Origin of the sequence: Streptomyces triticisoli (assembly GCF_003270085.1) — a bacterium.
GTDB lineage: Bacteria > Actinomycetota > Actinomycetes > Streptomycetales > Streptomycetaceae > Streptomyces > Streptomyces triticisoli.
This window is the reverse complement of the sequence record NZ_QFDQ01000145.1, coordinates 1-18,897: the sequence shown is the minus strand read 5'-3', so window position 1 is coordinate 18,897 and position 18,897 is coordinate 1. Positions and strand designations below refer to the sequence as shown.

The window sequence follows — 18,897 nt, the reverse complement described above, 5'->3', positions numbered from 1 at the left end:
CGCCGCGCTGGCCCGGGACCGCGGGGCCCCCTCGGTGGCCGCCTCGCTGGGGCTGCTCGCCGCCCGGCGCACCCCGGCCGACGGCGAACCGGGCCCGGACGTCCGGCGGTTGCAGGCCGCCGAGGACGCCATCACGGCCGGCGAGGTGGACCTCGCCCGGGACATCGCCCGCGAGGTGCTGACCCGGGCCACCGTGCCCGCGCAGCGAGTGCGGGCCTGGATGGTGGTGATCGAGGCCGCCGGTCAGGCCCTCGGCGACGTGGACGCCGTCTTCCCGCAGGCGCTGGCCGACGCCGGCGACGACCCGCGGCTGCTCGCCCTGGTCCACTACCAGCTGGCCTGGCGCGGCCTGGTCGTGCAGGGCGACTTCGCCGAGGCCCGCCAGGAGGCCGCACGCGCGGCGGAGCTGGCCGCGCGCGGCCGGGACCGGCGCACCGAGCTCATGGCGCTCGCCCTGCAGGCCTCCACCGAGACCCTGATGGGCCACCCTGACGCCCCCACCACCATCAGGCGGTCGCTGAGGGAGCCTCAGGACCCGTACGTGGCCTGCCATCACAACGGCGTCGGCTCGGCCCGGTTCCGCTGGCTGCTGATGAGCGACCAGCTGACCGAGGCCCGCTCCACCATCACCGGGCTGCTGCGCGAGGTACGGCGGCGCGGCATGGTCGAGAGCGAGGTGCACTACCTGCGTCTGCTCGCCGAGACCGAACTGCGCGCAGGGCACTGCGGCCGGGCCCTGGACCTGGCCCGGGAGAGCCTGCGGATGGCCCGGGACACCGGCATCGGCGAGAGCGCCTCCGCGATGCTGGCCTCCCTCGCCGAGGCCTCCGGCGGCGACCCCGGGCGGGCGCTGGCGCTGGCCCGGGAGGCGGTCGGGCACGCCGAGGAGGACGGCGACCAGATGTACCTCTCCCGTGCGCTGGCCGCCCTGGGGTACGCCCGGTTCGTCGCCGGGGACGACCAGGCCGCCGTGGCGGCGCTGCGCCGGGTGGGCGAGCTGGAGCTGGGGCTCGGCATCACCGACCCGGCGCGCGGCCGCTGGCACGGCGACCTCGCGGAGGCCCTGGTGCGCACCGGGGAGCCCGCCGAGGCCCAGCGCGTCATCGACGTGGCCCGCGAGCACGCGATGCGGCTCGGCCGGGAGAGCGTGCTCGCCGTACTCGACCGGTCCGAGGCGCTGGTGCGGGCGGCCCGCGGCGACCAGGGGGGCGCCGTCGCCCGGTTGACGTCCGCACAGGACCGGCTGGCGAAGCTGGGCAACGGCCTGGAGGAGGCGCGGGCCGCGTTCGCGCTGGCCCGGTTGCACGACCTCCCCCGAGCTCCCGGCCCCGCTCGAGCAGTGGGGACCCCCGTGCCGGGACCGACGTCGTACGACGAGGCGGCCCGCCTGTTCCGGCGCTGCCGGGCGCTGCCGTGGCTGCGCCGGGTGGAGGAGGCCGCCGCCGCCCGCCCGGCCCGGCCCGAGGGCGTCCCGGCGGCGCTGGACGGGCTCGCGGCGATGGAGCGTCAGGTGGCCGCGCTGGTCATGGAGGGCGCGACCAACCGGGAGATCGCCGCGCGGCTGTACGTCAGCGTCAAGACGGTCGAGGCGACCCTGACCCGGGTCTACCGCAAGCTGGGGATCCGTTCGCGCGTCGACATCGTCCGATTGGCGGCGGGCCGGCGCGCGAAGTGAGCGCGGCGCGGGTTGACTGACGGCGTGGATCCAGTGAGGGCCGCCGCCGGGTACGACCGAGGGTTTTCCCTGCCCAACTCCCCTAGGGGGTTCCCTCATTGGAGGCGGGTGGGCCCGGCCCTAGCGTAAGGGGCGTGCCGCTCGCCCGGGCACACGGGGCCGGTGCGCGGATTCCGGCGCTCCAGCGCTCCCGTGCTCCACCCCCGCCCGCGCGCCCCCCACCGGCCCGCCCCGAGGAGACGCATGTTCGGCCTCACCCGCGCCAGACGGACCGCGGCCGCGCTCACGGCCACCGCCGCGGCCGCCGCGACCGCGCCGCTGGCCGCCCCCTCCCTGGTCGCCGCCGCTCCCCGGCCCGTCATCGGTGGCACGCCGACCACGACGGCGGCGTACCCGTTCGTCATGCAGATCACGGACACGTCCGGCAGGCAGTTCTGCGGCGGCACCCTGGTGGCGGCCACGAAGGTGGTCACCGCGGCGCACTGCGTGGCCGGCGAGACGCCGGACAGTGTGCGCGTGGTGGGCGGGCGCACCCACCTCGACGGAACCGACGGCACGGTCGGCGAGGTCGGCCGGATCTGGGTCGACCCGGAGTACACGGACGCCACCGAGGGGGCCGACGTGGCCGTCCTCACCCTGACCGCCCCGATGCCGTACGCGGCGGCGAAGTACGTCTCCTCCGCCGACAGCGACGTGTACGCGGCCGGCACCACCGCCCGCGTCCTCGGCTGGGGCACCACCGCCGAGAACGGCACCTCGTCCAACCAGCTGCGGACCGCGACGGTGCCCGTCGTGTCCGACACGGAGTGTCAGAACTCCTACGGCTCCGACTTCGTCGCGAGCGACATGGTGTGCGCCGGATACTCCTCCGGCGGCGTCGACACCTGCCAGGGCGACAGCGGCGGTCCCCTGATGATCGGGGGCGTCCTGGCAGGGATCACTTCCTGGGGCAACGGCTGCGCCGAGGCGGGCTATCCGGGTGTCTACACCCGGCTGACCACCTTCACCGGCCGCGTGACCGCGCAGGTCGACTCCTGAGCGCCGGGCCCCGGTGAAGACCGGGGGGCGTTGCGGGCCTCCACGAGCGGCCCGCAACGCCCCCTTTCCATGTGCGGCCGCGGCTCACTGTCGTACGACGGCCCCGAACCGGATGTCGTACGGCGCACGTGTTTCACCGTCGAAGTCCGCCCGCCGGGCTGCTGTTGCTCCTCCGTGCCCAGTGGCCCTCGGCAGTGTTCCGGTCGACCCGCCCGAACCTGTCGCGGACCTGGCCCTTCAGCGGGTCGCCGGCCGGAAGCGCCCGTGAGCCAGGTCCATGCGGTTGGCTTATCCGAGGCCGCCGTTGCTCCGGAGGAGCTGGCCGTTGACCCATCCGCCCTCTGCCGAGCAGAGGAACGTGACCAGATTCGCGCAGTCCTGCGGCACACCGAGGCGCCCCAGGGGCGTGAAGCGGCTCATGTCCGCCTTCTGCTCCTCGGTCATCCACCCGGTGTCGGTCGGTCCGGGATTGATCGCGTTGCAGGTCACTCCCAGGTGGGCGAGTTCACGGGCGGCGGCCAACGTGATCCGGTCCATCGCCCCCTTGCTTGCTCCATAGGGCAGGTTGCCGGCGGTGTGGTCGCTGGTCAGGCTGACGATCCGCCCGCTGCCGTGCTGCCCGCCGAACCGCAGCCCGTACTCCCGGATCAGCAGCCAGGTTGCCCGCGCGTTGACCGCGAAATGCAGGTCGAAGCTCTCCACCGTGGTGTCCAACAGACCCGAGTCGACCGACTCGCAATGGCAGAGCACCAGCGCGGTGACGTTCCCCAGCTCCCGCTCGACGCCGTCGAAGAGCCGAGCCGGCACGGCTGGATCGCTCAGGTCCGCCTCGACCGCATGCGTCCTCGCCCCCAGGGACTCCACCTGCCTCCGCAACTCCTCGGGCGCCCCCGGCTCCATCCCCCACTGCATCCGCGCGTCATACGGAGTCCAGTACGTGAAGGCCACGTCCCACCCGGCCCGGGCCAGACTCAGCACCACGGACGCCGCGATTCCCGCCGAACGCCCCGCCCCTGTGACCAGGGCGAGCGGGCGCCCCGCCTCCCCCACGTCCTGCCGCCTCTCCAGGCGCGTCCCGCCACTCATGACCCGCATCCTGCCGGGCCGCCCCGCGCACGGCACCCGATTTTCCCGAGCACACCCGGGCCACCACGCGCCCACCTCTTGAGAGCCCCGCTTTGCCGGGCGCGGCCGGCCCGGGCCGTAGCCGACGGCTCCTGGGGGTCAGGTCCGGGTCAGCAGAAAACCGGGCCCGGCGTCCCTGGCGTTCTTCCAGCGGTTGATGTGCCTGACCACGACGGCGTACAGCGGGGAGTCGTCGAAGGGCTCGGCCTCGTCCTGCTTCTCGTATCCCCACGTCTCGTACAGGGCCTGCACCCTGGGGTGCGTGGAGAGCGGGTTCGCGCAGGGCGTCGGTGGGGTGGTTGCGGCAGTGGTCGTGGGCGGCGGCGTTGTTCCCGACGAGTGCGACGCAGGGGCCACTCCGGGCATCTCGAGACGGACCTGACGTCACAAGGGACAGGGCACGGAAATGCCTGCCGGGCCCGTAACGGCAGCCTGCCTCGCGCGCTCGCGGCCTTCCGCGGCCCGGCGATCAGCCTCGCCCACCTGGACCCCCGGGGGTACGCGGTTCCAGAGCGGGGGCGCGTCGTCGGGTGCGCCGGTCCACAGCGGTTCGGCCGGCCTGGGCCCACGCTGCTGAAGAAGCGCCACGGCGTCCTTGACGCGGCCGAGGTCGATGAGGCGCCAGGCCAGGACGCTGCTGTCAGCGGGGGTGCGCTGTTCGAGGACGGCGACGGCCTCCTCGGTGCGTCCAGCGCCGGCCAGCAGCTCGGCGATGGACCGGGCCGCGTACCAGGTGTCACCCTCGGGGTGCGCTCGCGCCTGCCCGATCGCTTCCTCGCGCAGTTCGCACGCGACCATCAGCGGGAGCCGCATCCTGAAGAAGTCCCACTCCTCTTCGCCGCGACGCGTCTTGAGGGCGTCGCGGCGGGCCAGGCCCTCCTCGGCAAGGCCCTGGCCGGCGTACAGCGTGCACGGCATGTCGACGACCCAGTCCTCCGCGCCGCCGGGGGAGTCCGCGAGCGTGCGCATCACCTCGATCACCTCCTCGCCCCGGCCGTGCCGCACCAGGAGCTGTGCGAGCTGCACCGCCCCGTGGCACTGGCGGGCCGGCGAATCCACCGGCTGCCGGTACACGGCGATCGCGCCCTCCAGGTCACCGCGCTCATCCAACAGCTCCGCAAGACGTTGCGCGGCGTGCCCGTGCCACTCGGCCGCCGCGTACGTCCGCGGCTCCTCGATCCGGCCGTGCCGGGCCAGCGCAATCGCCTCTTCGGCCCTCCCCCGCTCCTCCAACAGCTCGGCCGTGGTCTCAGCCGCTTTCCACCAACCCGTGGCGACGTACGGGGCGAGCACCTCCGACGCCTGTGCTTGCCGGTCCTGCCCAGCGAGCAGTCGTGCCGCTCTTGCGCGCAGAAGCACTCCCCGCGGACGGCCTGGGACTCCACCTCCTCGGCATGGCCGAGCCCGAGAAGTCGGGAGACCCGGTGCGGGGGAATGCAGCCGGAGAGTGTCCGGGCCTCGTAGTCAAGATCAGCGGCGCCCACGGGGCGTACCCCGGCCCCCACCTCCGACACCGACCTGCCACGGGCACAGCCGGGGCCCTTCCAGTGCACTGCCATCGTCTCCGTGTGGCCTGCGTCCCGGACCTTGACTCGCCGAGTCCGCGTCACTTGGGCAGCTCGGCCCGCGCGTTCGGGGTGCGCCGCTGCGATCCACCGCATCGCGGTCTGCCCGGTGATGCCGAACCACCGCGTCAGCCGGAGCGGGTCCTCGGAGTCGAACGCCTTTTCCAGGACGCGGTCCTGCCGCAGCTTCTCCGTCGTCAGCCCTGGCGGCACCACCATGCGCATCGTCGTGAGGGCGAGGCCGGCTGCCCGAGGCCGAGTACCGTGCGCCAGCTCACCAGCAGGTGGGGGTTGGTCGACGCGGGCCAACGCCGGTGCCAGTGGTTAAGAGCCCCGGTGATCGCATTGGCTTGACAATGACGTTACAAAGCGATCGGCCGGTATCCGAGGGCCTCATCGACGATCTGCTGCGCAGAGGCGTCCCGCAGTTCGGCCGGGGGATGGAAGATCAGGTCGCTGACCCGGGGGTGCGATACGTTGGCCTTGAGAAGCCGCAGGTAGTAGTCGCTCTCCGGGGCGCCGGCGAGCAGTCTGCGGACGATCTCGACGAGTTCGTCCGTGGTGATGTCCGCGATCCGGGGCCGAGCCGGCCGGGCGGCCTCCAATGCGAACTCGACCAGGGACCGGCTGCCGCCGTACTCGGCGAAGTCGACAGCCGAATAGTCGTGGCCGGTCCTCGCGTTGAAAGCCCTGATCTCCTCGTCCGTGCTCTCGGCCCCGCAGACCACCAGGTCAGCGATCCGCTGAATCTCACGGCAGAGCTCATCCAGTCGCTGCCGGCTCACCAGCGGGGGCACCAGTTCCGCTCTCAGATCCACGGTCCGGATTATGCCGCTGGTCTCCGACACGCCGACACGGTCCTCCAGGTGCTCTCGGCTCTGGCGGTTCTGGCCGCATCTCCCAGCATCTCGATCAAGAACCGATGCCAGAACTCGTCGACACCTGCTCCCCCGTTTTCGTCCGAGTCATGGCCGGGGAAACGTCGTGCTCGCCGCTCTTCTCGACGAGCAGGTGGCTCATGCGCACTCCCCGTACTTGACCGGCTGCACCGCCCGGCGGGACGCGATCTCCCGGCGGGGCTCATGACACCCACCCTGCTGAAAGCGTGAGCACCCGGCAGGTGAATGTCACTCACGCACTCACATGAGCGGCATGTGAACACTGGAGGCCGAGATGCTCACGCTTTCAGAAGGGACCTGCCCGAGGCCCCGCCCTCTTGCTCGCCCACTTGACAAACCAGCCCACCGACTTGACGCAGCGGTGTTGCACCTGGCGGGACGCTGTCCCGGTCTGTTCCCTTCCAACAGCCGCCCGGTTTGAACGTGCGTCGGCGTGCGTGTGGCACTTCAGGTCCATCGGCGTGACTCCCTGATCCAGCTCACGACCTCGGGCGCCTCTGTACCGTGGCCTCGATGACTTGGCGTGTTCTGGCACGCGTGCTCGTCGTACGCTGCGACCCGGACGACGGCAACAGCATCTCGTAAGCCCGCCTCCCGGTTACGCAGGCCAGTTCCACCCCTCCCTTCCCTGCCTCACCTGGGACAGCGGCAGTGAGGGAGGGCGTGATCATGGCAGAGCGTGCGGTTCCGCCTCGTGTGGTGGCCGCGGAGCGTGTCGCCTCCGAGGCGGGATTCAAGAAGAGCTGCATCCCTGAGGTGGGCAGGTTGCTCAGGCTGGCCGCTGCTGCGAAACCCCGCGGAGTCATCGCGGAGAGCGGCACCGGCTCGGGCGTGGGTACCGCCTGGCTGCACAGTGGCCTTGGCGCCGGTGCACGCCTGGTCACCGTGGAGCGGGACGAGGAGCTGGCCCGTCGGGCGGCTGGTGTCTTCGTGGACGACGACCGCGTCAGCGTTCTCACCGGGGACTGGCGGCTGCTTGAACAGCGCGCCCCCTTCGATGTCCTCTTCTGCGACGGCGGGGGCAAGCGTGACGACCCCCAAGGGGTCGTCGAGCTGCTCGCGCCCGGTGGCCTCCTCGTCCTGGACGACTTCACCCCCTCGCCCCACTGGCCGCCTCGTTTCGGCGGCGAAGTGGACGAGCTCCGCCTGTTCTACCTCACTCATCCATCCCTGGACGCCACCGAAGTACTCACGACACCGGCCAGTTCAGCGATTGTCGCGGCACGCCGTCTCTAGCCAGGAAGGCTTGCAGGGTTCTTGTTCACGCCGTTGGGCCGCGAGGACGCCGGGGCGGCGGGCGCTGACGTTTCACGCCGCACTGCCACAGCGGAAAGAACCGTGCTCACCTGCGCCGCCGCGGGATCCGCTGCACCACCCCGGACAAGGCTGATCAGGTCCGCAACCGCAAGGAGCACGGCTCCCGAGGCGGTCGTCCTCGTCGCGGCCACCAATGAATGGCTGTGACCACCTGCGCGGTGGTGACAGTCGTGGTCCTCGTGCCGGGCTGCGGCTACGGCGAGAGCACCGGCAACTCCCTGTACGCATGGGCCAGGGCAAGGGCTCCTGCCGTCCGCCGCGACAGCCGGTGGATCCATGCGCGCATCCGCGCATCAGGCGCGGTCACAGGCCGTTCGCGGCGCTTGAGGGCTTGGGCGAAGTCCACGACGGTCGGACCCTCAGAAGTCGCCCGGCTCGGCTGCGGGGTCCACATCGCGCATGCCGGGGAAGGCGTAGCCGTCGTTCTCGTCCCACGGGACGTCGAGGTCGTCCACGTGCACGCGCCACTTCGCTCCTGGCAGGGCACGGCGCAACTCGGTCACGGAATCCAGCACATGGTTGAGCACCGGCAGTATTCGGTCGAGGTCGAGCGGCATCTTGGTGGACCCGGCCACCATCTCGTCCGGCGCGCTGCCACCGTTGTCGTACAGGTACAGACTTTCCTCGTCCTGGTACGGGAAGGACGACATGTGGGCAGCGACAATCCGCCCGACAGCGGCCGTCTCGGCATCCGTCAGTGGCATCGCCCGGCTCGCACAGTAGTAGAGGGAGACGCTCATGGCCCGAGCGTACTGAGGGGGTACGACAACGCCGCCGGGGTCGTCATCGCGGCACTGACCCTCTGGCTCAGGGCGGACGGGTGACCGCCGGAGCTCAGTCCGAGTTGCACCACACCAGCACGCCAGGGCCGTCCGGCGTGATCACCGGAACCCACGACTCGTCGATCTCTCGGGTCCGGTTCTCGTCCAACCTCAGGCCATGCGGTTCCTCGGTGCTCCCGTCGCACGCCCAGTAGCGGATGGCTCCGATGATTCCGCGGAGCCTGTCCCGCTCGTCATCCGGCCACACGTGGTTCCAGGTGCCGGCACCACGGAAGTCCTTCTCGAACAGTTCGCGCAGCGCGTGCAGCTCGTCGGGACCGAACAGCGGCACCAGGAAGCCCTCCACCTGTCCCTGCCGACAAGCGGTTCCGCCGTACTGCTGCTGGTAGAAGACCCCGGTCGTCGACTCGACCACCACATACAGCCAGTCGCCGCCACTGATGCCGTCAGGGTCGAGGAAGACGAAGCGTCGAGAACTCATGGCGGCAGTGTTCCGGGCTGCCGGCCACGAGCTCAACGACATTTGGTCAAGATCAGCCATGAGACACGGCCTGGTCGTGCCTGTGGACGGTGGTGCTGCCCGCGAGGCGTCAGAAGCGCCAGTGCTCGGTCGGGGTCCAGGGCTCGGGGGCGTGCCGAACGGTGTCGTTCCAGGTCCGCAGTTCGGGGAGGGCGTGTTGCCTCAAGGTGTGGCGGCTGGCGGCCCGCTCGGTGGCCGGGAGTGGGCAGACGGTGATCTGGAGGCTGCGCCACAGGGACGGGTGGAAGCTGTTTTCGTGGTTGGAGGCGCGTGGTGGGATCCACTGGGCGTACAGCAGGGTCCCGTCTTCCGTGAGCTGGGTGTCGAAGCTCAACTCTGCGGCGGCCGCCTCCTGTCCACTCCGGGCGTCGCGGATGCCCGTCGGGGTCAGCGGCGTTCGGCGCGTAGGCGACGCACGATGATCAGGAGATCCACGGCAGCGACCAGGGCCAGGGCCGCGCAGATGCCGGCGACGGTGGCCAGGGCTGTGTCGCTGGGGCTGTCGTTCGGGGTGGAGTCGGCGGACCAGAGGGCGAACAGAACCGTTCCGGCGATGAAGAGAGGGAGGAAGAGGACGCTCAGCGCGAAGCGCAGGCGGAGGGGGCTGCGGGCGGTGCGGGGCTCGGTGCCGGTGCGGCGGTGTTCGTCGTACACGGGGCTCCTCGTCGTCTCGGTCGTCTCAGGCATCTCAGTGCGTCTCAGTCCGTCTCAGTCCGTCTCAGTGGTTCGGGTCCGCCCTGCTGATGTCCGACAGGGCGGAGTGCGGGTCCTCGGTGACGGCCAGGTCGCCGAGGCTCACCATGCCGACGGGGCAGCCGCCGTGTTCGACGACGGGCAGGCGGCGTACGGCGTACTGGCGCATCAGCTCGACCGCGTGGTCGGTGGTGTCGTCGGGGGTCAGGGTGACCACCGGGGGCCGGGTGCAGACCGAGCCGGCGGTCGTGGTGTGCGGGTCGCGGCCCTCGGCCACGGCCCGGATCACGATGTCCCGGTCGGTGAGCACGCCGAACAGGTCGCAGTCGTAGGCCACCAGCACGTCGCCGACGTTCTGCTCGCGCATCATGTGGGCCGCGCGTTCCAGCGTGGTCATCGGCTCGACGGCCAGCGCGCCGGGCGACATCACGTCGCGTACTCGCCGGGTCATGGGCACCTCCCGGATCGGCTCCGCGGGACTCCGCGGACTGCGGACACTCCGGCTGTCCGCCGCGTAGCCAGAACCGTCGGTCCCAAACGGGGCCGCCCGCCAGTCCGTCCAGCGGTGCACGGCGACCGCGATCACCGGGCCGTGCGGCGGGGTGTCGCGGTACTGCGGGTACTTGCGCAGCAGCCGGGCGAGCGCGGTGCCGTACTCCACCACCGTCGCCTCGTCCGCCGCGTCGGGCGGCACGATCCGGGCGTGGCCGTCGGCGCGGACCCACCACAGGTGGTCCCAGTCCTCGGTGTACTCGTCCGCCAGCAGGGAGACGGACGGGTCGGCCTCGATGTTGCGCAGGCGCTTGAGACGGGTCGTGGTCTTGGGCTTGTGGTCGACGGCCATGACGAGACCGTTGTCGCCGAGGGGCGCGAACACCACCGGCACCAGGTGCGGACGGCCCGCCGTGTCCACCGTGGCCAGCCGCGCCACCCGGGCGGTCCAAAACCGCCTGCGTGCCTCGTCCGGGTTCATGCGTGGCACACGGGCCTCCCCTCTCCTCCGATCCCTCCCGGTCTCAGTGGTACGTCAACGCCCGCACGACCTCGTCGTCCGTCAGCTGCTCGAAGTCGTCGTACCAGACGCCCACGGCGGTGAAGGACGACGGCTGGTGGAGGCAGAGCACCTCGTCGGCCTCCTCCCCCAGCGCCTCGACCGCGTCGGGTGCGCCGACGGGGACGGCGAGGACGGTGCGGGCGGGGCCCTGGCTCCGTACGTGGCGCAGGGCGGCGCGGGCGGTGGAGCCGGTGGCCAGGCCGTCGTCGACGACGATCACGGTACGTCCGCGCAGGTCCGGGGCGGGGCGGCCGTGGCGGTAGCGCCGGGTGCGGCGGCGCAGTTCGGCGCGTTCGCGCTCCACCACCGGGGCGAGGTCGTCCTCGGTCAGGCCGAGGTCGTGCAGGGCCGCCTTGTCGAAGAGCGGGGGGTTGTCCCCGGCGATCGCGCCGAGGCCGTACTCCTCCTGGAACGGCGCGCCGATCTTGCGTACGACCACCACGTCCAGCGGGGCGTCGAGCGTCCGCGCGACCTCCCGGGCCACCGCCACGCCGCCGCGGGGCAACGCCAGTACGACGGGGTCGGGCAGTGCGCCGGCCTCGCTCCGGGCGCGCAGCCGTTCGGCCAGTTTCCGTCCGGCTTGCGCGCGGTCGCGGAACCTCATGGGTCCTCCTCCCGCCTCCCTCTTGCGGTGTCGGGTACCCCGCCGGGCTCCCGCCGACCACACAATGGGTGGGCAGGGGGCGTGACGGAGGGAGACGCATGCCGTGGCTTGCGGTTCCGCTGTGGGACGTGGGCAATGGGCAGGGCCTGCGCCAGCTCGCCGAGCTGGGGCTCGCGCTGCTGCTGTCGACCCTGATCGGCTGGGAGCGGGAGGCGAAGCAGAAGAGCGCGGGCCTGCGCACCCACACCCTGGTCGGGGTCGCGAGCGCGCTGATGATGGAGGTGTCCCAGCACGGGTTCACCAGTGTGCTCGGTCTGGAGAACGTGTCGTTCGACCCCTCCCGGGTGGCCTCGCAGATCGTCTCCGGCATCGGTTTCATCGGCGGCGGTCTGATCTTCGTACGGCGGGACGCGGTGCGCGGGCTGACCACCGCCGCCACCGTCTGGCTGACCTGCGCGGTGGGCATGGCCTGCGGGGGCGGCCTGCCGATCCTGGCGCTGGCGGTCACCGCGCTGCACTTCGTGGTCGTCCGCGGCTACCCCCGGCTGCCGGGCCGGCTCTCCCCCGGGCCAGGGCCCGCCACGGTCGAGGTGCGGCTGACGTATCTGACGGGCCGGGCGCTGCTGCCGCGGCTGCTGGAGGCGTGCACCCGGCTCGGCTTCCGTATCCTGCAGGTCAGAATGGACCAGCTGCCCGGCCGCACGGACCAGGCCGCCCGGGTGCTGCTGCGGCTGGAGGGCACCGCCGACACCGGGCATCTGGCGTCCGAGCTGTTCCACCACGACGGGGTCATCGACGTCGATCTGAGCCTGGGGGGTGACGAGGAGCAGGACGCGTGACGGTCGTACGGCGGTGACGGTCCGTGACGGTCGTACGGCGGTGACGGTCGTGCGGCCGTGTCGTGGGCGGGTGATTGGTCCGCGGTCGTCCGGGCACCCGGGGCGTACTGTGCACCAGGAACAACGACAGTCACGGATTCCGCAGTCACGGATTCTGCTCACGGGGTGGTTCAGCTTCCTTGACGGCGAGGCGACCGCCGGGGACGTACTGGCGCTGCACCGGGTCGAGGAGGTGCTGCGGCGGGCGGGGCTCGACCACGACGTAGCGTGGAGCCCCGGTTTCCGGCCCGACGCCCTGCACCTGGACGACGCCGTGCCCGAGCGGTACGGGCGGCTGGTGTTCGTGTGCGGTCCGCTGCACGGGCCGCAGATCGAGGAGCTGCACCACCGGTTCGCGCACTGCGTGCGGATCGCGGTGGGGACCTCGGTGATCGACCCCGGCAGTGCGGCCGTCACCGGCTTCGACCACGTCATCGCCCGCGACGCCCCGGCGGCGCCGGCCGCCCTCGACCTGGCCGCCCACGCCCCCGCGTCGGCGGCGCGGCCGGTGGTCGGGGTGGTGCTCACGCACGGGCAGCACGAGTACGGGCAGGCGCGCCGGCACGGCATGGTCGCCAAGGAGGTGACCGGCTGGCTGCACGGCAAGGACTGCGCGCGGCTGGAGCTGGAGACGCGGCTCGACATCCACGACTGGCGGCTGTGCGCCACGCCCGCGCAGCTGCAGTCCGTGCTGGTCCGCCTGGACCTGGTGGTCACCGACCGGCTGCACGGGCTGGTGCTCGCGCTGCGCGCCGGTACGCCCGTGCTGGCCGTGGACCCGGTCGAGGGCGGCGCGAAGGTGACCGCGCAGGCGCGTGTCTGCGGCTGGCCCGCGCTGGTGCCCGCCGAACGGCTGGACGCGGCCGAGCTGGACCGCTGGTGGCAGTGGGGTCTCACCTCGGGCAGGGTGGCCGCGCGGCGGGTCCGGGAGGAGTTCGCGGGCGGCGTCGGGCGGGACGGGGCCGAGGAGCTGGTGGCGGTGGTGCGGCGGGGCCTGGCCGGTTAGTCCGTGGGGCCTCGGGGGCACCCGGGAGGGGACTTCCCGGCAGGTCGGTCCCCGTAGGAGCAGCCCCCAGGAGGAGCCATCGTGTCGACAAGCCGACTCCCCGAACGCGAACAGCGGATCCTGAACGAGATAGAGCGCGCCCTGAGCCGTGACCGCCGTCTGGTCCGGCGGCTGCGGTCGCAGCGGGGGAGCCGGTGGCGGTCGGCCCTCTCCCGGGTGGCGTCGTACGCGCCGCGGGTGTGGACCGTGGTGGTGGTGCTGGCGGTCTCCGTGGGCCTGATGGCGGCCGGGATCGCCACCTCGCAGCCGGCTGTGATCTGGGCGTTCGCCGTGGTGTGGCCGGTGGCGCTGTTCTCCGTCTTCCGGCTGCTGTGCCGGTGGGCGGAACCCTGAGAGTCCGGTGTGCGGGTGCGGGGCTCACCCCGTGTAGCTGCGTGCCGTGGAGCGGCGCTGGCTGTCCTCCAGGAGCCGGAACCGTGCCTCCACCCGCGGTGGCAGTACGCGGCGTTCGCGCAGCACCCACGGCAGGGCGGCCGCCGCCTCGGCGAAGGCGCGCAGGGACGCGGTGTCGCGGGGCACCGTGCGGGCCAGGTGCAGGGTGCGGCGCAGGGCGGGGCGGGCGGGCCGGCGCAGCCAGGTGAACCACAGGGTGTTGCGGATGCCGTCCCGTCGGCGGCGCGTGGAGTCCCGTACGGGCGACGGCTGGTGATGGATCGCCAGGTGCTCTGCGTACGTCAGCCACCAGCCGTCCGCCGCCAGGTCCGCGGCCAGCAGTTCCTCCTCGCCGCCGAGCCACAGCCGCGGGTGGAAGCCGCCGGCGCGCCGGAAGGCGTCGGTGCGCAGGACGGTCGCCGCGGCGAGGAAGGAGCCGAGCGCGGGGCCGGGGAGCCAACTCGGGCCGGTGAGGGGCGAGTTCCGCAGCTCTTCGACGATCGGGTCCTCGGTGCCGTCCGGTTCGACGAGGATGCGGGCGGTGACGGCGCCGAGCGCGGGGTGCCGGTCGAGCAGGTCGGCGGCACCGGACAGCGCGCCGGGCGCCCACCAGGAGTCGTCGTCGCAGAAGGCCACGTAGGGCGTACGGACCTGGCGTACGGCCAGGTTGCGGCCGACGGCGCCCAGGTTGCGGCCGGGGCGCAGCAGCCGTACGCGCGGGTGGTGGCGGGCCACGGCGGTGGAGGTGCCGTCGGTGGAGCCGTTGTCGGTGACGATCACCTCGGGCTGCTCTGGGAGTTCGGCGAGCCGGTCAAGGGTGCGCAGGAGTTCGGGGCGCCGGTTGTGGGTGATGACGACGACGGTGGTGCGGGGATCGGTCACGAGGCACCTCCGGTGTCAGTGTCCGTGTCCGTGTCCGTGTCCAGGAGGCGGGCCGCGCCCTCGACGTGTGGGGGCAGGGGGCGGCGGGCCCGCAGGGCGGCCGGCAGGCGGGTGAGTGTTTCGCGCAGGGCGCGCCGGGCGTGCGGGTCGTGGCGGGCGTCGGCGGTCAGGCGGCGGGTGCGGGCGAGGGCGTGGGGCAGGGGGCGGCGCAGCCAGGCGGTGAGGAGCTCGTTGCGTCGTACGACGGCCGGGCGGCCGGTGCGCGGCCCCTGGTCCGGGTGGTGGTGGGCGACCACCTCGGGGCAGTGGGTGACGCCCCAGCCGCGGGCGGCGAGGTCGTAGGCGAGCAGGGTCTCCTCGGCGGCGAAGAACAGCAGCGGGTGGAAGCCGCCGGCGTCGAGGTAGGCGGTGCGGCGGGTGATGGAGGCGCAGGCGAGGAAGCCGAGGACCTGGGTGCCGGGCAGGTCGGCGGCGGGGCCGAGCGGGGAGTCGGCGAGCACCTTGTTGAGCGGGTCGGGTTCCTGTTCGGGGCCGACGAGGGTGCGGGCGGCGAGCAGGCCGAGCCGGGGGTGGGCGTCGAAGAGGCGGGCGGCCTCGCCCAGTGCGCCGGGCGCCCACCAGGAGTCGTCGTCGCTGAACGCCACGTAGGGGGTGCGCAGGGCGCGGACGCCGTGTGTGCGGGCGAGGGCGCCGCGGTTGAACGGCAGTGCCAGGACGCGGACTTGGGGGAAGTCGCGGGCGATCATGGTGCGGGTGTCGTCGGTGGAGGCGTTGTCGGCCACGACGACCTCGGGCCGCTCGGGCAGGGCGAGCAGGTGCCGGAGGGTGACGGCGAGGCCGGCGGAGCGGTTGCGGGTGGCGATGACGACGCCTACGGGTGAGCGTTCCATATGCCAGTCCGTGTGCCGTTCTGTGTGCTGTTCTGTGTGCTGTTCTGTGTGCCGTTCTGTGTGCCGTTCCCCGTGCGGGTCGGCCTCGGCCGGTTCGACGGCCCGGGGAGTGCGTCGAGGGCGTTCAGGACCTCGTCCGTGCTGATCCTCAGCAGCGCGGGGTCGGGGCGGCGGCCGTGCGGGTCGCCCTGAGGGCCGTGCCACAGGGCGAGGTGGCGGGGGTCGCCGGGGGGCGGGCCCCAGCGGCTGGGCGGGACCGGGCCGCACAGGGTCACCGACGGGGTGGCGTGCGCGACGGCGAGGTGCGCGATACCGGTGTCGCCGCTGACGACCGCGTGGGCGCCGGCGACCAGGGCGGAGAACCGGTCGAAGGGCGGCCCGCCGCCGAACACGTCGGTGTCGGGCAGTCCGGCCCGCTTCGCCAGGCCGGAGACGAGGTCGCCCTCGTCCGCTCCCCCGGTGACGACGGCGCGGTGCCCGCGGGCGCGCAGCACTTCGGCGACGGCGGTGAACCGTTCGACGGGCCAGCAGCGGGCCGGGGACCCGGCGCCGGGGTGCAGGACGACGGCGCCCGGGGCCGGGGAGGGCCCGGTGGGCGGGGCCAGCCGCAGGTCGGTGGGGTCGGCGTCGACGCCGTACCAGCGCAGCATCCGGCACCAGCGCTCCCGCTCGTGCTCGTCGGCGTACCACCGGGGGCCTTCGATCTCGGGCGTCTCGGGGTGCGCGAAGGCGAACAGCCGCCCGGGGCCGAGTCCCGCGAGCAGCCGGTGACTGGGCGGCCCGTTGCCGTGCAGGTCCACGGCGACGTCCGGGGGCGGGCCGGTCCAGTCGAGCGTCCGGGGTACGGCCCGGCCGGGCGCCGAGGCGGGCAACAGCCGGTCGACGGCGCCCGTCGCGGCGGCCACCGGTGCCAGTTCGGCAGGCGCGGCCAGCACCAGCTCGTGCCCCGGGAACCCGCGCCGCAGCGCCCGCAGTGCGGGTACCGCGGCGAGCAGGTCCCCGAGCCCGAGGGCACGCAGCACCAGGAGGCGGGGGGCGCCGGAGGGCGCGGGGTCGGGGGCGGCGCGGCCCACGCGGCCGGGCTCGGTCACGCCGGTCGGGTCTTCGGCTCCGGTCCTCGGGCGGGGGGAGGTGGGCGCGTTTCCGGCTCGGGAGATCGGTCGCCCGGCGTCCTGGGCCCGTCCGGCCGCGGCCCCTGCGCGTTCAGCGCCGGGCGCGCCGTCCGCCGCGGCTCCGGGCCTGGGCACCGGGCCGTGCAGGGTGTCCGCTCCTTCCCTCCGGACCTCGCTCATCGGCCTCCCCCCGCCGCCCTGGCCATCAGGGCCGTCGACGAGCGGCCGTCCAGGTAGGGAAGGAGGACTGCCTGGCCGCCCCACTCCTGCAGGAGGGCGGCCTCGGGGAGGTCGGCGCCGGCGTAGTCGCCGCCCTTGACCCAGACGTCGGGACGGAGTTCGGCCAGGAGGCGTTCGGGGGTGTCCTCGTCGAAGACGGCGACGGCGTCGACGCAGGCCAGGGCGTTCAGGACGCGGACGCGGTCGGGAAGCGGGTTGACCGGGCGGCCCTCGCCCTTGCGGCGGCGCACGGAGGAGTCGGAGTTGACGCAGACGACCAGGCAGTCGCCGATGCGCCGGGCCGCCTGGAGGAGGCCGACGTGTCCGGCGTGCAGCAGGTCGAAGCAGCCGCCCGCGGCGACGACGGTGCCGCCGGTCGCGCGGACGCGGGCGATCAGGTCGGCCGGGTCGTCGCCGAAAGGCGGCGGGTGGGGGGTGTCGAGCACGCCCCCCGCGCCGCCCGCGGCCACGAAGGCGGTCGCGGCGGTGACCGCGCCCTCCACCGCCTCCCCGACCAGCGCGCCGTCCGCGAGCAGTCCGGCCGCCGTGGCGGCGAAGCGGTCGCCGGCGCCGCACGGGTCGCCGTGGTGCGCCGCCGTCACCGGCACCAGGAGCGGATGCTCGCCGTACGACAGCAGTGCCCCGCGCGCCCCGAGGGTCACCGCGACGGCGGCGGCCCGCCAGTGCCGTACGAGCGTGGCGGCCTCGTGGGCGACGGTGCGCAGCTCGTTGCCGTCGTGTCCGGCAGGGCTCCCCTCGTCCTCCTCCGACTCGGCCGTGAAGAGCCGTGACTCCGACCGTGACGGGCTCACCAGCCTCGTGCCCGGTACCGGTGGGCCCCCGCGCGGGTGCGGGTCCCACACCACCGGGGGGCGAGCGCGCAGTTCGGGGCGGAGGGCGTCCGCCGTGCCGCGGCCGTAGTCCGAGACCAGGACGGCGGATGCCGGGCCGAGCGCCGCGCGGGCCTGTGCCGTGGCCCTGTGGACGCGGCCGGAGCCGCGGTCCAGGCGGACCACCGGGCGCCCCTGGGCCAGGACCCGGGTCTTCTCCGGCAGCCCGCCGGACATCGGCAGCGCCACCAGGGTCAGCCAGGGTTCCAGGAGCCGGCGCAGTTCGCGGGCGGCCGGGCCGTCGTCCAGGCCGGTGACCAGGGTGACGTCGCGGCCGTCGCGGGCGGCGAGGTACGCGGCGAGGGCGGCGCCCCCGGGCCGTACCCGCTCCGCGCAGTCGGCGACGACCGGCACGGGCGCGTCGGGCGCGAGCCGGTCCGCGTGTCCGGTCAGGTCGCGGTCCAGCAGCGCGTCGCCGACCACGACGAGAGGTGCCTTCCCCGCCATGTCACCTCCCGCCCCGCTCGAGGGCCGCGTCGAACGCCGCGCAGACCATGTGCACCGCGACCAGGTGGAGTTCCTGCACGGTCGCCGTGGAACTCGCGGCCACGCACAGCGCCTCGTCGCTGCCCGCGCTCAGCGGGTTGGGCGCCGGCCCGCTCAGCGCCCACACGCGCAGGCCGGCCGCGCGTCCCGCGTCGGCGGCGGAGAGCAGGTTGGCGCTGGCGCCGCTGGTGGACAGCAGCATCAGTACGTCCCCGGGGCGGCCGTGGGCGCGCACCTGGCGGGCGAACAGCTCGTCCACGCCGTAGTCGTTGGCGATGGCGGTGGTGGAGGAGGTGTCCGCGTGCAGGGCGATCGCGGAGAACGGGGGCCGGTCGTCGCGGTAGCGGCCGACGAGTTCGGCGGTCAGGTGCTGGGCCTGGGCGGCGCTGCCGCCGTTGCCCGCGGCGAGCAGCCGTCCGCCGCCGCCGAGGACGTCGGCGAGTTGCTCGCCCCAGCGCTGGGTGATGTGCGCGGAAGCGCGGAACTGTCCGAGGGCGGTGAGGAGTTCGTCGCAGTGGCCGACGACGGCGGGTGTCTCGACGCTCATGACGTCACCTCCGGGGCTGGTGAGACGGCGGTCGGCGTTCATCACGCCACCTCCGACTTCAGTTCGTGGCCGGCCAGGATCCGCCGGTAGACCTGTTCGGCGCCGTCGGCGACGCGCCGCCAGGTGAAGCGGGCGAGGACGCGTTCGCGGCCGGCGGCTCCGTAGCGGCGGCGCAGCCGGTCGCTGCCGAGCAGGTCGCGGGCGGCGGCGGCGATCGCCGCGGGGTCGCCCTCGGTGACGAGCCGGCCGGTGCGGCCGTCGGCCACCGAGTCGCGGTGGCCGC

The 18,897-nt window shown here is 73.6% G+C and carries 22 protein-coding genes and 1 pseudogene; 6 read left to right on the top strand and 17 right to left on the bottom strand.

Features of this window, described 5'->3' with window-relative positions; translation table 11 throughout:
- The coding region (locus DEP02_RS20190) for a helix-turn-helix domain-containing protein (protein ID WP_232839206.1) at positions 1 to 1,675 on the top strand (1,675 nt) is incomplete at its 5' end.
- Between the two features lie 243 nt (positions 1,676 to 1,918).
- Positions 1,919 to 2,713: a S1 family peptidase gene (locus DEP02_RS20185; RefSeq protein WP_112469084.1), complete on the top strand. Its 795-nt coding sequence runs from the start codon at positions 1,919 to 1,921 to the stop codon at positions 2,711 to 2,713.
- 288 nt (positions 2,714 to 3,001) lie between these two features.
- Here DEP02_RS20185 and DEP02_RS20180 read toward each other — a convergent pair whose 3' ends face one another.
- The 4 genes from DEP02_RS20180 to DEP02_RS20165 all read right to left on the bottom strand — a co-directional run bounded on the left by DEP02_RS20180 (position 3,002) and on the right by DEP02_RS20165 (position 6,221).
- Positions 3,002 to 3,799, bottom strand: coding sequence for an SDR family oxidoreductase (locus tag DEP02_RS20180; protein WP_112469090.1), 798 nt, complete (start codon positions 3,797 to 3,799; stop codon positions 3,002 to 3,004).
- Positions 3,800 to 3,937: 138 nt separating this feature from the next.
- Positions 3,938 to 4,090, bottom strand: a complete 153-nt coding sequence (locus DEP02_RS34090) for a hypothetical protein (RefSeq protein ID WP_198668501.1) — start codon at positions 4,088 to 4,090, stop codon at positions 3,938 to 3,940.
- 132 nt (positions 4,091 to 4,222) lie between these two features.
- The gene (locus tag DEP02_RS20170) at positions 4,223 to 5,131 is read right to left on the bottom strand and encodes a tetratricopeptide repeat protein (protein WP_232839205.1); all 909 of its coding nucleotides are present in this window, start codon (positions 5,129 to 5,131) and stop codon (positions 4,223 to 4,225) included.
- A 634-nt stretch (positions 5,132 to 5,765) separates the two neighbouring features.
- A complete protein-coding gene (locus DEP02_RS20165) occupies positions 5,766 to 6,221 on the bottom strand; it encodes a bacteriocin immunity protein (RefSeq protein ID WP_232839204.1) in 456 nt (151 codons plus the stop codon).
- Between the two features lie 744 nt (positions 6,222 to 6,965).
- Here DEP02_RS20165 and DEP02_RS20155 point away from each other — a divergent pair.
- Positions 6,966 to 7,538, top strand: coding sequence for an O-methyltransferase (locus tag DEP02_RS20155; RefSeq protein ID WP_112469082.1), 573 nt, complete (start codon positions 6,966 to 6,968; stop codon positions 7,536 to 7,538).
- A 440-nt stretch (positions 7,539 to 7,978) separates the two neighbouring features.
- Here DEP02_RS20155 and DEP02_RS20145 read toward each other — a convergent pair whose 3' ends face one another.
- The 7 genes and pseudogenes from DEP02_RS20145 to DEP02_RS20115 all read right to left on the bottom strand — a co-directional run bounded on the left by DEP02_RS20145 (position 7,979) and on the right by DEP02_RS20115 (position 11,272).
- Positions 7,979 to 8,359 (bottom strand): hypothetical protein, encoded by a 381-nt coding sequence (locus DEP02_RS20145; RefSeq protein ID WP_112469081.1) that lies wholly within the window; start codon positions 8,357 to 8,359, stop codon positions 7,979 to 7,981.
- Positions 8,360 to 8,453: 94 nt separating this feature from the next.
- Entirely contained in the window at positions 8,454 to 8,882 is a 429-nt protein-coding gene (locus tag DEP02_RS20140; RefSeq protein ID WP_112469080.1) for a DUF6210 family protein, read from the bottom strand.
- A 109-nt stretch (positions 8,883 to 8,991) separates the two neighbouring features.
- Entirely contained in the window at positions 8,992 to 9,255 is a 264-nt protein-coding gene (locus DEP02_RS20135) for a hypothetical protein (protein ID WP_112469079.1), read from the bottom strand.
- Between the two features lie 53 nt (positions 9,256 to 9,308).
- Entirely contained in the window at positions 9,309 to 9,608 is a 300-nt protein-coding gene (locus tag DEP02_RS20130; protein WP_112469078.1) for a DUF6343 family protein, read from the bottom strand.
- A gap of 31 nt (positions 9,609 to 9,639) precedes the next feature.
- Positions 9,640 to 10,065, bottom strand: a complete 426-nt coding sequence (locus DEP02_RS20125) for a CBS domain-containing protein (RefSeq protein WP_112469088.1) — start codon at positions 10,063 to 10,065, stop codon at positions 9,640 to 9,642.
- 108 nt (positions 10,066 to 10,173) lie between these two features.
- Positions 10,174 to 10,587: pseudogene (locus DEP02_RS20120) on the bottom strand (TIGR03668 family PPOX class F420-dependent oxidoreductase); the annotation flags it as partial.
- A gap of 43 nt (positions 10,588 to 10,630) precedes the next feature.
- Positions 10,631 to 11,272, bottom strand: a complete 642-nt coding sequence (locus DEP02_RS20115) for a phosphoribosyltransferase (protein ID WP_112469077.1) — start codon at positions 11,270 to 11,272, stop codon at positions 10,631 to 10,633.
- Between the two features lie 98 nt (positions 11,273 to 11,370).
- Here DEP02_RS20115 and DEP02_RS20110 point away from each other — a divergent pair, with 98 nt between their 5' ends.
- The 3 genes from DEP02_RS20110 (at position 11,371) to DEP02_RS20100 (ending at position 13,549) form a co-directional block, all read left to right on the top strand.
- Positions 11,371 to 12,111 (top strand): MgtC/SapB family protein, encoded by a 741-nt coding sequence (locus DEP02_RS20110; RefSeq protein ID WP_112469076.1) that lies wholly within the window; start codon positions 11,371 to 11,373, stop codon positions 12,109 to 12,111.
- Positions 12,112 to 12,220: 109 nt separating this feature from the next.
- Entirely contained in the window at positions 12,221 to 13,156 is a 936-nt protein-coding gene (locus tag DEP02_RS20105) for a polysaccharide pyruvyl transferase family protein (protein ID WP_232839203.1), read from the top strand.
- An 81-nt stretch (positions 13,157 to 13,237) separates the two neighbouring features.
- On the top strand, positions 13,238 to 13,549 hold the full coding sequence (locus DEP02_RS20100) for a DUF3040 domain-containing protein (protein ID WP_112469075.1): 312 nt from the start codon (positions 13,238 to 13,240) through the stop codon (positions 13,547 to 13,549).
- A 24-nt stretch (positions 13,550 to 13,573) separates the two neighbouring features.
- On the opposite strand, the gene DEP02_RS20095 is transcribed toward DEP02_RS20100, so the two are convergent.
- The 6 genes from DEP02_RS20095 to DEP02_RS20070 form a co-directional block, all read right to left on the bottom strand.
- On the bottom strand, positions 13,574 to 14,470 hold the full coding sequence (locus tag DEP02_RS20095; protein WP_112469074.1) for a glycosyltransferase family 2 protein: 897 nt from the start codon (positions 14,468 to 14,470) through the stop codon (positions 13,574 to 13,576).
- Positions 14,467 to 15,360 (bottom strand): glycosyltransferase family 2 protein, encoded by an 894-nt coding sequence (locus tag DEP02_RS20090; protein WP_112469073.1) that lies wholly within the window; start codon positions 15,358 to 15,360, stop codon positions 14,467 to 14,469. Before DEP02_RS20090 ends, DEP02_RS20095 begins: the two co-directional genes overlap by 4 nt.
- Complete coding sequence (locus DEP02_RS20085; RefSeq protein ID WP_232839202.1) at positions 15,342 to 16,451, bottom strand: glycosyltransferase family 9 protein; 1,110 nt, start codon at positions 16,449 to 16,451, stop codon at positions 15,342 to 15,344. Before DEP02_RS20085 ends, DEP02_RS20090 begins: the two co-directional genes overlap by 19 nt.
- Positions 16,452 to 16,648: 197 nt before the next feature.
- Positions 16,649 to 18,028, bottom strand: a complete 1,380-nt coding sequence (gene rfaE2, locus DEP02_RS20080) for a D-glycero-beta-D-manno-heptose 1-phosphate adenylyltransferase (protein WP_112469072.1) — start codon at positions 18,026 to 18,028, stop codon at positions 16,649 to 16,651.
- Between the two features lies 1 nt (position 18,029).
- A complete protein-coding gene (locus DEP02_RS20075) occupies positions 18,030 to 18,614 on the bottom strand; it encodes a D-sedoheptulose-7-phosphate isomerase (RefSeq protein WP_112469085.1) in 585 nt (194 codons plus the stop codon).
- Between the two features lie 41 nt (positions 18,615 to 18,655).
- The coding region (locus DEP02_RS20070; RefSeq protein ID WP_157977490.1) for a glycosyltransferase at positions 18,656 to 18,897 on the bottom strand (242 nt) is incomplete at its 5' end.